Source organism: Acetobacter estunensis (assembly GCF_019083805.1).
GTDB lineage: Bacteria > Pseudomonadota > Alphaproteobacteria > Acetobacterales > Acetobacteraceae > Acetobacter > Acetobacter estunensis_A.
In genome coordinates, this window is the sequence record NZ_JAHRDV010000002.1 from 329,077 (window position 1) to 344,133 (window position 15,057).

The window sequence follows — 15,057 nt, forward strand, 5'->3', positions numbered from 1 at the left end:
TTTTCGCTCCCCTCACGCCACAATGAGCGCCAATGATGGGGGCACATCGTCGCAGGACACAAGACGCGTGGAGCGCTTAACGGAGGACGACTCTCAGAAGTCTCCAACCTGCCCGCGGTGCCGCAGCAGATGATCGGCCAGCACACAGGCCATCATCGCCTCTCCCACCGGTACAGCACGAATGCCCACACAGGGGTCGTGACGCCCTTTGGTGACGACCTGTACATCCTCGCCCGCAAGGCTGACGGATGGCACGGGAATAAGCATGGAACTGGTCGGCTTGACGGCAAATCGCGCCACAATCGGCTGTCCGGTGGAGATGCCTCCAAGAATGCCGCCCGCGTGATTGCTCTCGAACATGACCTGTCCATCATGCATGTGCATGGCGTCCGCATTTTCCGGACCGGTATAGGCGGCTGTTGCGAAGCCGTCCCCGATCTCCACGGCTTTGACGGCGTTGATGCTCATCAACGCGCCCGCAAGGTCCGCATCCAGTTTGCCGTAAATCGGCGCCCCCAATCCGGAGGGCACGCCTTCGGCCACCACTTCGATCACAGCACCCACGGACGAACCCGCCTTGCGAATGGCGCCGAGATACTCTTCCCACACAGGAACGATTTCCGGATCGGGGGCGAAGAACGGGTTCTGCCCCACCTCGTCCCAATTCCAGCGGTTGCGGTCGATTTCATGCTGACCGATCTGCACAAGAGCGCCACGGATGCGCACGCCATCACCCAGCACTCGGCGGGCCACAGCACCCGCTGCCACACGCATGGCGGTTTCACGCGCGGACGAACGACCTCCACCACGATAGTCGCGAATGCCATATTTGCTCTGATACGCTAGATCGGCGTGACCGGGACGGAACGTCTGGGCGATCTCGCCGTAGTCACGCGAACGCTGGTCGGTGTTCTCGATAATGAGCGAGATGGGCGTGCCCGTCGTCATCCCCTCGAACACACCCGAACAGATGCGCACCATGTCCGGCTCACGCCGCTGCGTGGTGAAAGAAGACTGACCGGGACGACGGCGCTCAAGAAACGGCTGAATGTCCTGTTCGCTCAGTGCGAGCCGTGGCGGGCAGCCATCCACCACGCAGCCGATGGCCGGACCGTGGCTCTCGCCCCAGGTCGTCACGCGGAACATGTGCCCGAAGGTGTTGTAGGACATCCCCGACCGCTCCCCGCTGCTTACTCGCCCGCGACCGAGATATCGGGCGCAAGCGGATTTTTCATGCCCACGATGTGATAACCGCTGTCCACATGATGCACCTCACCCGTCACGCCACGCGACAGGTCAGACACCATATAAAGGCCGGCGCCCCCAACTTCTTCAAGCGCCACATTGCGCTCCAGCGGTGAATTGTACTGGTTCCACTTGAGGATATAGCGGAAGTCACCGATACCGCTGGCCGCCAGTGTCTTGATGGGGCCAGCCGAAATGGCGTTCACACGGATACCGTCACGGCCCAGATCGGCCGCCATGTACCGCACGGAAGCCTCCAGGGCCGCCTTGGCCACACCCATGACGTTGTAATGCGGCATGACACGCTCGGCCCCGAGATAGGACAGGGTCAGAAGCGAACCGCCATTCTTCATCATGGCGGCTGCGCGCCGGGCGACGGCCGTGAAGGAATAACAGGAGATATCCATCGCGGTGAGGAACGCTTCGCGCGGCGTGTCCACGTAGCGTCCACGCAAATACTTCTTGTCAGCCCAGCCGATGGCATGCACCACGAAGTCGAGGGTGCCCCACTCCTTTTCCAGCACGGAAAAAGTCTCGTCGATGGCAGCATCATCCGCCACATCGCACGGCAGAACCAGTTTGGAGCCAATGCTCTCGGCCAGCGGCAAAACCCGCTTACCAAGTGCCTCACCCTGATAAGTGAAGGCCAGTTCACCACCCTGTGCCGCAACCGCCTGCGCGATGGACCATGCGATGGACCGGTCATTGGCGACCCCCATCACGAGCCCCCTTTTCCCGCGCATCAGGTTACCGGTTGCGGGAGCGGTGGTATGCTCGGTCATCGAAAAACCTCGACTGGCTGGAATGGTGACAAGATGGCACGGGTCGTTGCACAACCAGCGCGCGGGAACAAGTCCGCGTGACCGAGAATCCCCTCACGCATCATGTCGAACGGAGACACGCCATGGCCGCCACTGAGCCGAATGTGGACACCCTGCCCCTGATCGACCTTTCTTCCGATCCGTTCGATCTCTTCACGAAATGGATGCAGGACGCCGAAGCCTCGGAACTATCCGATCCCAATGCCATGACCCTCGCCACCGTCTCTCCGGAAGGACGGCCTTCGGCACGCATCATCCTGCTAAAGGGATTCGACCGCGACGGCTTCCGATTCTACACCAACTTGGAAAGCCGCAAAGGGCGTGAACTGGAAGCGACACCGGTCGCAGCCCTGCTGTTTCATTGGAAAAGCTTGCGGCGTCAGATCCGCATCGAAGGGACCGTGGCGCCCGTGACGACAGCCGAAGCGGATGCCTATTTCGCCACACGCCGTCGCCTCTCGCAGATCGGCGCCATCGCCTCCGATCAGTCCCGTCCCCTGCCTGATCGTGAAACGTTCGAGCGCCGCATCCATGAGGTGGAAGAACGCTATGAAGGCAAGCCCGTGCCACGCCCCGCCGACTGGTCAGGTTTCTGTCTGCGTCCCGAGCGCTTCGAGTTCTGGCAGGAGCGCCCCTATCGCCTGCATGACCGGGCCATCTGGGTAAACCACGGCAAGGCCGCGTGGGAGGTCACGCGCCTTTATCCCTGAGCATGTTCCCGAGCTTCCAGCGCACGGATGGCGACGCGGGTCGCCTCCGTAAGTGGCTGAGGCAAGGCGTCCAGCGGGAACCAGCCAAATGCCGCGTGTTTGTGAGGTTCCATCAGGCGCGGCTCTCCCTCAAAAGCCGTAACAAGATAGACCGGCGCAACCCAATGCGTCCCTTGTTCACGATCGATCTGGTCCACCACGCACAGCAGATAGTGGGGTGAAATGTCGAGGCCGAGTTCCTCGGCAACCTCACGGCGCACGGCAGCAGGTAATGTCTCGAATGGATCGACCTTGCCGCCCGGCAACCCCCAGCATCCTTCTTCCGGTGGCCGCTTGCGTCTGAGCAATAAAACGCGGCCCCTCTCAATGATGGCAGCGCCACATCCCACCCGAGCTTCACTCACTGTCATGCACTCCCTTTCGATGCGGCTCGCAGCAAGCGATCACGCATGACTTCGATCATTCGATCATGCGACGATTTCGCACAAGATGCGGACTGGGCATGTAACCAATGTCCCTTTCCGGCGTTGAAGGTCCATCGGGGAAAAGTCCGTCCCCCACCTGCCCTCACACTGACTGCTCAGGAGAATAAAAAAATGAAACAGGTGAGCAAAATTCTTCTCCCCATCAGTGGCCTTCGCAACATTGAGGCCGCTTTTGTATTGGGGGCAAACTTTGCACGGCGTTTTCAGGCTCATCTCGCGGTCCTGCATGTCCGCTCCGACGGGCGCGACATCGCCCCGCTTGCAGGAGAAGGGTTGACCGGGGGCATGGTGGAAGAACTGATCGCTTCCGCCGAGCGCGAGGGCAATCGGCTGTCTCGTGAGATTCAACAGGCTTTTGAATCTTTTGGCGCCAGAACACCCGATATCGAAGTGGTGCCACCACGCATTCCGTTCCCTCAGGGTCGCCCGAGCATGAGCTTCAACATGTTCCAAGGTCCGGAGCACGAAATCGTCCCGTGGCATGCGCGTCTTTCGGACTTCACGCTCGTCCCACATCCTGACACAGGCGATGACGTGTCCTCGTCTGAAGCCCTGCACGCCGTTCTGTTCGACAGCGGCCGCCCGGCTGTCATCGCGCCGCGTGAACCCATGCGTCATATGGTCAAACGCGTATGCATCGGCTGGAATGGAACGGCGGAAGCCGCGTCTGCCCTACGCGGTGTGCTGGCATGGGCCAGTACTGCGGAACGGGTGCGCGTGCTGCACTGCAACGACTACCAGCGGCGTGGACCCGATGCCCGCGAAGTCGTGGACTATCTCTCGATGCACGGCATCGCGGCGGATCGCGTCGAGTTTTCCGCAATCGATCGCGACATTGGACGCGGGTTGCTCGCCGCCTGTCAGGATTTTGGCGCGGATATGCTCGCGATGGGCGCTTACTCCCATTCCCGTCTGCGGCAGCTCATTCTCGGCGGTGTCACGCGCCATATTCTCGAGAACAGCACTCTGCCTGTGCTGATGAGCCGCTGACGGTCTGTCTTCACATCCTGTTGGTATCGGCAAAGCTCAGCCACTTGCCGTTACCAACAATGATATGATCGCGCACCACGATCCCAAACACACTTGCAGCAGCGGCCACCTGCTTCGTCATTTCTACATCGTCGCGTGACGGGGTGGGATCGCCGCTTGGGTGATTGTGGACGAGAATGAGCGCTGTCGCTTCCAGTTCCAACGCCCTGCGCACCACTTCACGCGGATAGACCGGTGTATGGTTGACCGTTCCACGTGCCTGCGATTCATCGGCAATCAGACGCCCTTCACCATCCAGGAAGAGAATGTGGAACTGCTCGATCACTTCCCGCGCCAGCACGGCCGCGAGATAGATGTGCAGTTGGTCGCGGTGGAGAAGAACCTCACAATCCTCAAGAGAAGCCCGCTGCAAACGCACCGCCGCCTCCCGAAACACTTTCAGAGCGGAAAGCATGTGCGGTCCCACCCCCATGACGGACCGCAATGCCTGAGTGGGAGCCGCCAGAACGGATGGGAACGAGCCAAAACGTTCCAAAAGGTTTTCGGCAAGGATGGCCGGTTGTTCATTCCGCGGCATGGCGAGGCGGATCAACCGGATCAACGACTCCCGGTCATCCTGCGGCATCGCCTCCCGGGACTCGCTGCGATCGTTCAATGCCCGCGTTGGTTGGGGCCGGGGAATCTGGATTGCAGACGCGGTCTGGGATGCGGAACGGGTCACGTACTACATCACATGATGGGGATCGTTACGTTGCCCAATATCATCATTTCTTTGCGCATATAGTCTAATGAACATCAAAATAGCTTATAAAAAGCTCATAGTATCAATAATAATACAATTTATTATTTATATTACTTAGAGACATATTTTACTTCCGGATAAAGCGCTTTCTCTTCAGCCATGAAAGGCCTCGTCATCGGCAAACTGCGCTGCCGCTCCTCGCATTGACGGATTTTCGCAAAGCCGGGCAACATGTCGTCATGACACTTCCCGCAAGTCCGCTTGGCGGCGCCTCCGTGCTTTTCGATCTCGATGGCACGATCATCAACTCCCGCACCGGCATCATCGCCACGATCCATCAGGTTCTGCGCGATATGGGGCATGATCCCGACCCTGAGCATGACCTCAACTGGGTGGTTGGGCCGCCATTGCGTGACCTGATCGGGGAAATCCTCCGTTATTATGATGACACGCGCTGCGATGAGGCGATGGAGCGGTATCGTCAGCTCTATGAAACGACAGGCAAGCTACAAACGCCTGTATTCGAAGGCATGCGCGAGGTGCTCGACACATTACGTGCTGCCGGCGCCACGCTTTATATTGCCACGTCCAAACCGAAAGCATTGGCCCGAAGCATTTTGGAGCGCCACGGGCTGGTGGAGCGTTTCCGCGAGATCTATGGCGCGCAGCCCGACGACAGCGGCGCGGAAAAGCCCGAACTGATCGCCTCCGCTCTGCGCGATCATAAGATCGAAACGCATCATGCCGTGATGATCGGAGACCGGCGCTTCGATATCTCCGGCGCGCACGCAAACAACATCCGCGCCATCGGTGTGGCATGGGGCTACAGCGGCGCAGGTGAAATGCTTGAGGCCGCCCCCGAAGCTATTGCCGCAACGCCCGACCAGTTGCCCATGCTGGTGACGGCCCAGTTCCATGCGGCGATGCGCCATGTGCACGCGACGCAGGCCTAAAAGAACGACCACGAGCAGGATTGCACAGCTTCCGGATTGCCCGCGCGGGCAATTTCCGGTCAAGTGCGCAACACAAGGCCGCAAGGCCCACACCCATCGAAGCCGGACAGAGGCAGGAGACACAGGCCGTGAGCAGCGCCGAAGACCTCGAATTCAAGATCCTTGCGCATCCCAACCCGACATCCCCCGAGCGGCGCGCGGAACTCATCGCCAATCCGGCGTTCGGGCGTGTGTCCACAGACCACATGGTCATGATCCGCTACAAGGAAGGTCAAGGCTGGCACGACGCGCAGGTGATGCCGCGCGGCCCGCTCACGCTCGATCCTTCGGCCGCCGTACTGCACTACGCGCAGGAAATCTTCGAGGGCATGAAAGCGTTCCGCACGTCCGACGATGGTATTGCCATCTTCCGCCCCGACGCCAACGCCCGACGCTTCCGTTCCTCCGCAGAGCGCATGGCCATGCCACCGCTGCCGGAAAAGCTGTTCATCCGCGCCGTGGACGAACTGGTAAAAGCCGACCGCGACTGGGTACCCGAAGGCGAGAACGCGAGCCTCTACATCCGGCCCTTCATGTTCGCCAATGATGCGTTTCTCGGCGTGAAGCCCGCCTCGGAATACCTGTTCCTTGTGATCGCAGCACCTGTCGGCGCCTATTTCAGCTCTGGCGCCGTCACAGTCTGGGTGTCGGAGACCTACACACGCGCAGCCCCCGGCGGCACGGGCGCTGCCAAGTGTGGCGGCAACTACGCCGCTTCCCTGCTGGCACAGGCCGAAGCCAAGGAAAACGGCTGCGATCAGGTTGTGTTCCTTGACGCGGTCAATCACCGCTACATCGAAGAAATGGGCGGCATGAACATCTTCTTCGTGTTCGATGACGGGTCCATCAGCACCCCCGCCCTGACCGGCACCATTCTGCCCGGTATCACGCGCGATTCCATTCTCACCATCGCCCGCGAAAAAGGCATGACGGTGCGTGAGGAGCCCTACACCGTTGACCAGTGGCTGGCGGACGCAAAATCCGGTCGTCTGACCGAAACCTTTGCCTGTGGCACGGCAGCCGCCATCTCGCCCATCGGGGCTGTCCGCACCAAGACCGGTGAAGTCAAAATCCCGCAAGCGCCGGGACCGGTGGCCATGAGCCTGCGTGAGACGTTGATCGGTGTGCAGCGCGGGCGCGTGAAAGACACGCGCGGATGGGAACATCGCGTCGTCTGAGACATGCTCTCGTAAAGGAGCTGTTATTGGCCTTGGGGATCGGACCGGCCTAGCCTGCGTTGAACACGATATCGCAGGCAACCGGACAGGTCCGACCCCATGAGCATCACCCTGCCAGACACAATGACGGCCGTCCTCGTGGACGAGCCCGGCTCTCCCGAAGTCATGAAACTCGGTGAAGTCTCTCTACCAGTCCCGGCCGCAGGAGAAGTGCTGGTCCGGGTTCAGGCCAGCGGCGTCAACCGGCCCGACATCATGCAACGCAAGGGGCTTTATCCGCCTCCACCGGGTGCCAGTCCGTTGCTCGGGCTCGAGATCGCGGGCGAAGTCGTCGCACACGGTCCGGCTCTAGATGGCGTGACGCTGCCACCCCTTGGCACCAAGGTCTGCGCGCTGGCCAATGGTGGCGGTTATGCCGATTACTGCGCGGTTCCTGCCGTGCAGTGCCTTCCGTGGCCCAAAGGTTACGACGCCGTGCGGGCGGCCGCCCTGCCGGAAACCTTCTTCACCGTCTGGTCCAACCTGTTCACGACCGCGCATCTGCAAAAGGGCGAGACCGTCCTCATTCACGGTGGTGCGGGGGGCATCGGCACGACAGCCATCCAGATTGCCCGTGCCATGGGCGCAGTCCCGCTGGCGACCGCCGGCGATGCCGAGAAATGCGCCCTGTGCGAAAAGCTGGGGGCCGTTGCCATCAACTACCGCACGGACGATTTCGTGGAAAAGGTACGCGAGCACACGGATGGCAAGGGTGTGAATGTCATCCTCGACATCATGGGCGGCCCCTATTTCGAGCGAAATCTCAAGGCGCTGGCCGTGGACGGACGGCTCGTCATCATTGCGCTGCAAGGCGGTGCGAAAGCCACCGAAGTCGGACTGGCACGCATCATGACGCGCCGTCTGCACATCACGGGCACCACGCTTCGGCCACGCAACACAGCCTACAAGGCGAACGTCGCACGGGAATTGCACGAATATGTCTGGCCGCTCCTCGATGACGGTCATCTTGCGCCGGTCATTCACGCCACCTTCCCGCTGGAAGAGGTAGTGGAAGCTCACAGGATGATGGAAGACGGGAGCCACAGCGGAAAAATCATTCTCGTCCATTCCTGATCGAAGAAAACGGAACTCTTCCAGACCATGCTTCTCAATGTCATAAACCGTGGACCGGATGCACCGGACACGGACGCGTCTTCCCTTCCTCCCGTCGTGTTCCTGCACGGTCTGTTTGGGCGGGCACGTAATTTCGGCTTCTTCCAGCGTCGGCTCGCGCAGTCGCGCCGCACACTGGCGATGGATCTGCGAAATCATGGCGACAGCCCACACGGGCCGATGAGCTACCCCATAATGGCCGAGGACGTCTTTGAGACGCTGACCCATCTCAATGTGGAAAACGCCATCGTTGTCGGCCACTCGATGGGTGGCAAGACCGCCATGATGCTGGCGCTGCATCATCCCGACCGGGTGGCGAAACTGCTGGTGGCCGACATCGCACCCGGCGAGGGGGGCTTTTCGCAAGGATACGATCTGGCGGCGCGTCTGGCCGCCCTGCCCTTTCCCGAGCATCTGACACGTGCCAGCGCGGATGCCCTTCTGGCAGAAGTAATTTCAGAGCCCGAAGTGCGCAATCTGATGATGCAGAACATCGAACTCGGCGATCACCCGCACTGGACCATCGGCATTCACGAGATTGCCGCCGCCATGCCGGACATCGTGGGCTGGCCATCCACCCCTGCCGGCATGACCTATGACGGCCCCACGCTGTTCGTGGCGGGGGAACGCTCGCACTATATCCAGCCCGAAAACTATCCCGAGATGAAGCGGCTTTTCCCCCATTACCGACTGACGACCATCAAGAACGCAGGGCACTGGGTTCACGCCGAGCAGCCGGCGCAGTTTCAGGCCGTGCTGTCCGGATTCATTGAGTCGTAAGGACAAGATGGAGCGGAAAGACCCAGCTTCCCGCTCCATTTTTCACTGTGCGGTATAGCCACCGTCAATGACCAGTTCGCTACCGGTCATGAATTTCGACTCATCGGATGCCAAATAGAGAATGCCATAGGCAATGTCGTCCGGCTCGCCCAGATGTCCAATTGGGTGCAGATCCACCAGTTTCTGACGAGCAGCGACATCTTCCGCTGTCAGTCCCTGAACCATCGGTGTCCAGATATAGCCCGGATGCACCGAGTTCACGCGAATACCGTAGCCGGATTTTGCGCAATGCAGCGCCGCTGATTTTGTGAAGATACGCACGCCGCCCTTGCTGGCGTTATACGCCGCAAGCGTCGGATCACCGATCAGACCTTCAATGGACGAAAGATTGACGATCGACCCTTTCGTGCCGTTTTTCTTCATGCCCTCAATGGCATGCTTCGTGCCGAGAAAGACGCCGTCCAGATTGATGGATTGCACGAGATGCCAATCCTCAAGTGTAGCACTTTCCACCGTGCCCGGATGAGCGATACCCGCATTGTTCACCGCAATATCGAGCTTACCGAACGCTTTGAGTGTCGCGTCGATAGCCGCTATCCAAGCCGCCTCCTTGCGCACATCCAGAGGCACGAACAAGGCTTTTCCACCCGCTGCCTCGATTTCCGCAACCGTCTTGCGGCCCTCTTCCTCGTTCACGTCCCCAATGACGACGGACGCGCCTTCCTTCGCCAGAAGCACGGCCGTTGCCTTGCCGATGCCTCCTGCCGAGCCGCTTATGATCGCAACCTTGCCTGCTACTCGTGCCATGGTCGTTCTCCTGATCCTGATACCCGCGCAGCAAACGCGCGCGCCGCACAGGCTTCCATGATATCGGTCAAGCGAACGACATCCTTTTTATGAAATTATTCTTTTTCTTCGGTCATGTTTTCTCAATCTCCGGTGCAGGTTACGGCTGCCGCACCCCCGTATTGATCACCGGCGCCACCTCCCGGTCACCTACAAGCACAACAAGAAGATTGGACACCATCGCTGCCTTGCGGTCAGCGTCCAGCACACTCCCCAGCCGTCCTTCAAGCTCCGTCAACGCCTGCTCCACGATATCCACCGCGCCCGATGTAATGGTCCGCCGCGCGGCGATCACGGCACTGGCCGCCTGCTTGCGCAGCATCGCTCCCGCGATTTCAGGAGAATAGGCCAGATGCGACAGACGGGCGTCCGCCACGATCAGACCCGCCAGTCCCATCCGATCCCGCAGATCCGCCAGCAGCGCTGCTGTCAGACGATCACCACCATCGCGCAAGGAAAGCATGTCCTGTGCAATCCGAGTGTCAACGCCCTGCCTGACGGACAGAGCCTGACGATACTCCTCTTCATCGTAAGGATGACTGTTCGCCAGACTGCGCAGCGCCGTCTCGCCCTGAGCCGAGACATAAACAGGATAACTTTCCACATCGAACACGGCGCGCGAGGCTTCCGCCACATGCCATGTCAGCACCATGCCGATCTCGACCGGATTGCCCGCCGCATCGTTGACTTTCAGCGGCCCGATTTCCTGCGACACAAGACGCCGTGAAACGCGCCTGCGCACTGAAAAAGGATTGACCAGCCAGAAACCGTCCCGTGTGAGCGTGCCTGAATAACGGCCAAAGAACGTAAGAACCGCCGATTCATTGGGCTGAAGCGTGAGAAAGCCGCGCAGCAGAAAAAAAGCGCCCAGACCGCATACGCCCCCTGTCACCAGAAAAAGGGTCTGCTGCGGCGCATCGCCCAATCGGCTGGAAGCGCCAATGCTCCCAACGGCCAGGAAGGCAAGCAGCAACACCAATGGGATACCGAAAAAACCCGACACTGCGTGCGCTGGCTTTTCCGCCGTTCCCATTCTGGGAGTCTCTTTTTCCATTGTTCTTTCCTTTTCCAGCGCACCGCTCATGAAACAGTCGGGCGACACAGCAAGTTGCCTACCGCGGAACAATGCCCGATCCTGTAACCCATGATTTTCTTTCCACTACCGGCGCATCGGGCTCGCGCCGCATGAAAACGCCACCTCTGTGGTTGCTCGCTCTCATCACGCTGAGCGGCACTCTGGCCATGCATATCTTTGTGCCCGCACTCCCTGCCGCGGCACAGGAAATGGACACATCTCCCGCGACGATGCAGGCGGCAATCAGTCTCTACATCGCGGGGCTTGCCGTCGGGCAACTGATTTACGGCCCCTTTTCCGACCGCTTCGGGCGCAAGCCTGTGCTGACAGTTGGCCTGAGCCTCTACACGCTGGCAGGTTTTCTGGCCGCCTTCGCGCCCACCGTGCCGCTTCTTCTGACCGCCCGCCTGCTACAGGCATTGGGGGGATGTGCCGGGCTTGTGCTGGCCCGCGCCATTGTGCGCGACACGTCCACCACCAACGAAGTCGCGCGCAAGCTGGCCCTGATGAATCTGATGGTGGTCATCGGCCCCGGTCTCGCCCCGCTCGTGGGCACCTTCATGACCCACGTCTTCGGCTGGCGCTCCGTCCTGCTGGCCATGGCGCTGATGGGGGCGTTCAATCTTTTTCTCACCCGCACGCACCTGCCCGAAACGGATGGTCCGGGCCGCCGAGGCTCAGGTGCGTCGGTCCTGCGTGATTACATCGCCCTGCTGCGTTCGCCCGCATTTTTTCTCTGCGCGTTGGGCGGTGGCTGCGCCACGACGTCCATGTATGCGTTCGTGGCCGCCGCTCCGTTCATCTTCGCCAATGAACTGCATCAACCGCCCTCCGTTACGGGCTGGGCACTGGTGGCGCTTCTTGCCGGTATATGGCTGGGCAACATGCTCCTGAGCCGCATTGCCGCGCGGGTGGAGGGCACCACGATCATGGTCCGCGCCAATCTCCTCAGTCTTCTTGGAGCCTCAGGGTTCCTCGCACTGGCGGTGAGCGGCCATCTCTCCGCATTGCCCATTATGTTCTGCATGATGATCTTTACCATCGGCGCGGGCCTGACCTCTCCTGCCGCCATGACGGAAGCCATCAGCATCAATCCCCATGTCGCGGGCTCGGCTTCCGGATTGTATGGCAGCGCCCAGATGGGGATCGGCGCACTGTGCACGACACTGGCCGCTGGACCGGGTCACTCAACAGCATTGGGCGTAGCCATTGTTCTGGTGACAGCCACCCTCATCTCGCAGTTTGCGCTGCGGCGCGCGGCTGTCCTGTGCAGGCGTCGGAGAGGGGCAATCCCGGCCTGAGCATCGGCTCGCGCGACCTTGCCACTCCTGCCCCCGCTTCCTATACGTTTGAACCCCGCCATTCCGGCAAGAAGCTCCACAAGAGCCAGCAGGACAGTCCGGCCATGACCGAAGAGTTCCATCGCATCCGTCGCCTCCCGCCCTATGTCTTCGCGGAGGTCAACAAGGCCAAGGCAGCGGCCCGAGCCCGGGGCGAGGACATCATCGATCTCGGCATGGGCAACCCGGACACGCCCACACCGCCGCACATCGTGAAAAAGCTGGTGGAAACCGTGGCCGATCCACGCAGCCATCGCTATTCCGTCAGCCGTGGCATTCCCGGTCTGCGCCGTGCGCTGGCGGGTTATTACGAGCGCCGTTTCGACGTGAAGCTCGATCCCGAGACGGAAGTGATCGCCACTCTTGGCTCCAAGGAAGGCCTCGCCAATCTGGCCTCTGCCATCACCAGCCCCGGCGACACCATTCTTGTCCCGAACCCGTCCTATCCCATTCATCAGTTCGGCTTCATTATCGCGGGCGCGTCCGTGCGCTCCATCCCGGCCTATCCGGATGACGAGATGCTGCGCGCGCTGGAACGCGCCGTGCGCCACTCCGTGCCCAAACCCACGGCGCTGATCGTCAATTTCCCTTCCAACCCCACGGCCTATCTGGCGGACCTCGATTTCTACAAGGAACTGGTCGCCTTCTGCCGTCGGGAAGAGATTTTTATCCTTTCCGATCTTGCCTACGCCGAGATCTATTTTGGCGATCTGGTGCCCCCCTCCATTCTCGCTGTCGAGGGTGCGAAGGATATCGCCGTCGAGTTCACCTCGCTCTCCAAGACCTATTCCATGGCGGGCTGGCGCATGGGTTTCGCCGCTGGCAATCCGCGCCTGATTTCCGCTCTTACGCGCATCAAGTCCTATCTGGACTATGGCGCATTCACGCCGATTCAGGTTGCCGCCGTCGCAGCGCTGAGTGGCCCGCAGGACTGCGTGGCCGAAATCCGCGCCATGTACAAGGACCGCCGCGACGTGCTGCTGCGTGGTCTGCACGCCGCAGGCTGGGATGTGCCCACGCCTGAAGGTTCCATGTTCGCCTGGGCGCCCATTCCGGAAAAGTTCCGTGACATGGGCAGCGTCGCCTTTTCCAAGCTCCTGCTTCAGGAAGCAGGCGTCGCCGTAGCACCGGGTCTTGGGTTCGGCGAACACGGTGAAGGTTTTGTGCGCATCGGTCTGGTTGAGAACACCCAGCGCCTGCGTCAGGCGACACGCGCCATCAAAGGCTTCCTGTCCGCTCACGGCGTCACAGCCCCTACCCCTGCGACAGCAGGCAAACCGTCAGTTCTGGAGGATACCGCGTCGTGACTTCGTCCAAGGAAGAAGCCGCATCCAAACATCCGTTGCGCCTCGGTGTCGCGGGGCTCGGCACCGTTGGAGCCGGGCTTGCCATCCTTCTGCGTGACAACGCGGACCTGATTACGGCACGGGCCGGACGTCCGATCCAGATCACAGCCGTTGCCGCGCGTGACCGCACGCGCGATCGCGGCATCGACCTGAGCGCCCTGAGCTGGCACGCCGACGCCATCGACCTCGCCAGCGATCCGGATGTCGATGTCGTGGTGGAACTGATCGGTGGCGCGGAAGGCAAGGCCCGCGAACTGGTCGAAGCCGCGCTGACCGCCGGCAAGCCCGTGGTCACGGCTAACAAGGCTCTCCTCGCGCTGCATGGCGAACGCCTCAGCCGCCTGAGCGCCGCCCACAACGCGCCGCTGCTCTTCGAAGCCGCCGTAGCCGGGGGCATCCCTGCCATCAAGACCGTGCGTGAGGGGCTAGCGGCGGACCGCATTCTCTCCATCGGCGGCATCCTCAACGGCACCTGCAACTACATCCTCACCGCCATGCGTGAGACGGGTCGCGATTTCGCGGACGTGCTCAAGGAAGCGCAGGATCTGGGCTATGCCGAAGCCAACCCGACCACCGATGTGGATGGCTTTGACGCGGCCCATAAATTGGCGATCCTCGCTGCGCTGGCGTTCGGCAAACCCGTCGAATTCGACAGCGTGCATGTCGAGGGCATCCGCAGCATTGGCGCTCTCGATCTCGGCTTTGCCCGCACGCTGGGCTACCGGATCAAACTGCTTGGCCTTGCCCGTCAGTCCGAGCGTGGCATCGATGCCCGCGTGGCTCCCTGCCTCGTCCCGGAGACGGCGCCGATCGCGCAGGTGGATGGTGTGTTCAATGCCGTCATCGCGGAAGGCGCGTTCGTTGGACGCCTGATGATCGAGGGACGTGGTGCAGGTGCAGGGCCGACCGCCACGGCGGTTGCCGCCGACATCATCGACATCGCGCGCGGCAAGACCATTCCGGTCTGGGGCACCTACGAGACGGACGTAACCGCTGTTCGCAGCCGTCCCGCCGATGAATGGCACGGTGCGTTCTATCTGCGCCTGAGCGTGACAGACCGCGCGGGCGTGATTGCCGACATCACCGCCATCCTGCGCGATTGCGGCGTGTCGCTGAGCCGCATGATCCAGCATCCGTCCGCTCGCAGTGGAGATGATGTGCCGCTCGTGCTGGTTACGCATCCGACGGAAGAACGGGCCATGCAGGCCGCCCGTCAGCGCATCGCGGCACTCGATGTCGTCTCGGCCGAACCGGTGCTGATCCGTATCGAGACGTTCTGATCTGCGTGCCCGCCCTCTCGACCTGATCGAAAGGGCGGTGCATCGTTAACTTTTCGCGGCCCGCAGGAAGCGCGC

The 15,057-nt window shown here is 61.2% G+C and carries 15 protein-coding genes; 9 read left to right on the plus strand and 6 right to left on the minus strand.

From position 1 onward, the window contains the following. Positions 1-93: 93 nt before the first annotated feature. Both aroC and fabI read right to left on the minus strand, forming a co-directional pair. Positions 94-1,170 carry a chorismate synthase gene (gene aroC / locus KUA11_RS04315; RefSeq protein ID WP_217409126.1) on the minus strand — a complete coding sequence of 359 codons (1,077 nt, stop codon included), beginning with the start codon at positions 1,168-1,170 and terminating at the stop codon, positions 94-96. Between the two features lie 20 nt (positions 1,171-1,190). Next, on the minus strand, positions 1,191-2,027 hold the full coding sequence (fabI, locus tag KUA11_RS04320; RefSeq protein WP_217409127.1) for an enoyl-ACP reductase FabI: 837 nt from the start codon (positions 2,025-2,027) through the stop codon (positions 1,191-1,193). Positions 2,028-2,149: 122 nt separating this feature from the next. Between fabI and pdxH the strand changes: the two genes are divergently transcribed. Then, positions 2,150-2,776: a pyridoxamine 5'-phosphate oxidase gene (gene pdxH / locus KUA11_RS04325; protein WP_217409226.1), complete on the plus strand. Its 627-nt coding sequence runs from the start codon at positions 2,150-2,152 to the stop codon at positions 2,774-2,776. Here pdxH and KUA11_RS04330 read toward each other — a convergent pair. Then, positions 2,767-3,180, minus strand: coding sequence for an NUDIX hydrolase (locus KUA11_RS04330; protein WP_408744144.1), 414 nt, complete (start codon positions 3,178-3,180; stop codon positions 2,767-2,769). The genes pdxH and KUA11_RS04330 overlap by 10 nt on opposite strands. 192 nt (positions 3,181-3,372) lie before the next feature. On the opposite strand from KUA11_RS04330, the gene KUA11_RS04335 reads away from it, so the two are divergent. After that, entirely contained in the window at positions 3,373-4,251 is an 879-nt protein-coding gene (locus KUA11_RS04335) for a universal stress protein (protein WP_217409129.1), read from the plus strand. Between the two features lie 10 nt (positions 4,252-4,261). Here the strand turns inward: KUA11_RS04335 and radC are convergent, their stop codons facing one another. Then, entirely contained in the window at positions 4,262-4,972 is a 711-nt protein-coding gene (gene radC, locus KUA11_RS04340; RefSeq protein ID WP_368040917.1) for a RadC family protein, read from the minus strand. Between the two features lie 260 nt (positions 4,973-5,232). On the opposite strand from radC, the gene KUA11_RS04345 reads away from it, so the two are divergent. The 4 genes from KUA11_RS04345 (at position 5,233) to KUA11_RS04360 (ending at position 9,095) form a co-directional block, all read left to right on the plus strand. Continuing rightward, positions 5,233-5,946: an HAD hydrolase-like protein gene (locus KUA11_RS04345; RefSeq protein ID WP_217409130.1), complete on the plus strand. Its 714-nt coding sequence runs from the start codon at positions 5,233-5,235 to the stop codon at positions 5,944-5,946. A gap of 128 nt (positions 5,947-6,074) precedes the next feature. Beyond that, positions 6,075-7,163, plus strand: a complete 1,089-nt coding sequence (locus KUA11_RS04350) for a branched-chain amino acid aminotransferase (protein WP_217409131.1) — start codon at positions 6,075-6,077, stop codon at positions 7,161-7,163. A 99-nt stretch (positions 7,164-7,262) separates the two neighbouring features. Continuing rightward, positions 7,263-8,276, plus strand: coding sequence for an NAD(P)H-quinone oxidoreductase (locus tag KUA11_RS04355; RefSeq protein ID WP_254454642.1), 1,014 nt, complete (start codon positions 7,263-7,265; stop codon positions 8,274-8,276). 27 nt (positions 8,277-8,303) lie between these two features. After that, positions 8,304-9,095, plus strand: coding sequence for an alpha/beta fold hydrolase (locus KUA11_RS04360; RefSeq protein ID WP_217409132.1), 792 nt, complete (start codon positions 8,304-8,306; stop codon positions 9,093-9,095). 42 nt (positions 9,096-9,137) lie between these two features. Here KUA11_RS04360 and KUA11_RS04365 read toward each other — a convergent pair whose 3' ends face one another. Continuing rightward, positions 9,138-9,902 (minus strand): glucose 1-dehydrogenase, encoded by a 765-nt coding sequence (locus KUA11_RS04365; RefSeq protein ID WP_217409133.1) that lies wholly within the window; start codon positions 9,900-9,902, stop codon positions 9,138-9,140. A gap of 139 nt (positions 9,903-10,041) precedes the next feature. After that, positions 10,042-10,995: an SPFH domain-containing protein gene (locus KUA11_RS04370; protein WP_217409134.1), complete on the minus strand. Its 954-nt coding sequence runs from the start codon at positions 10,993-10,995 to the stop codon at positions 10,042-10,044. Between the two features lie 71 nt (positions 10,996-11,066). On the opposite strand from KUA11_RS04370, the gene KUA11_RS04375 reads away from it, so the two are divergent. The 3 genes from KUA11_RS04375 to KUA11_RS04385 all read left to right on the plus strand — a co-directional run bounded on the left by KUA11_RS04375 (position 11,067) and on the right by KUA11_RS04385 (position 14,982). Next, on the plus strand, positions 11,067-12,317 hold the full coding sequence (locus KUA11_RS04375) for a multidrug effflux MFS transporter (protein ID WP_254454643.1): 1,251 nt from the start codon (positions 11,067-11,069) through the stop codon (positions 12,315-12,317). Positions 12,318-12,421: 104 nt separating this feature from the next. After that, positions 12,422-13,663, plus strand: coding sequence for an LL-diaminopimelate aminotransferase (locus KUA11_RS04380; RefSeq protein ID WP_166312868.1), 1,242 nt, complete (start codon positions 12,422-12,424; stop codon positions 13,661-13,663). Further along, on the plus strand, positions 13,660-14,982 hold the full coding sequence (locus KUA11_RS04385) for a homoserine dehydrogenase (RefSeq protein WP_217409135.1): 1,323 nt from the start codon (positions 13,660-13,662) through the stop codon (positions 14,980-14,982). The genes KUA11_RS04380 and KUA11_RS04385 overlap by 4 nt, the downstream gene beginning before the upstream one ends. Positions 14,983-15,057: the final 75 nt, after the last annotated feature.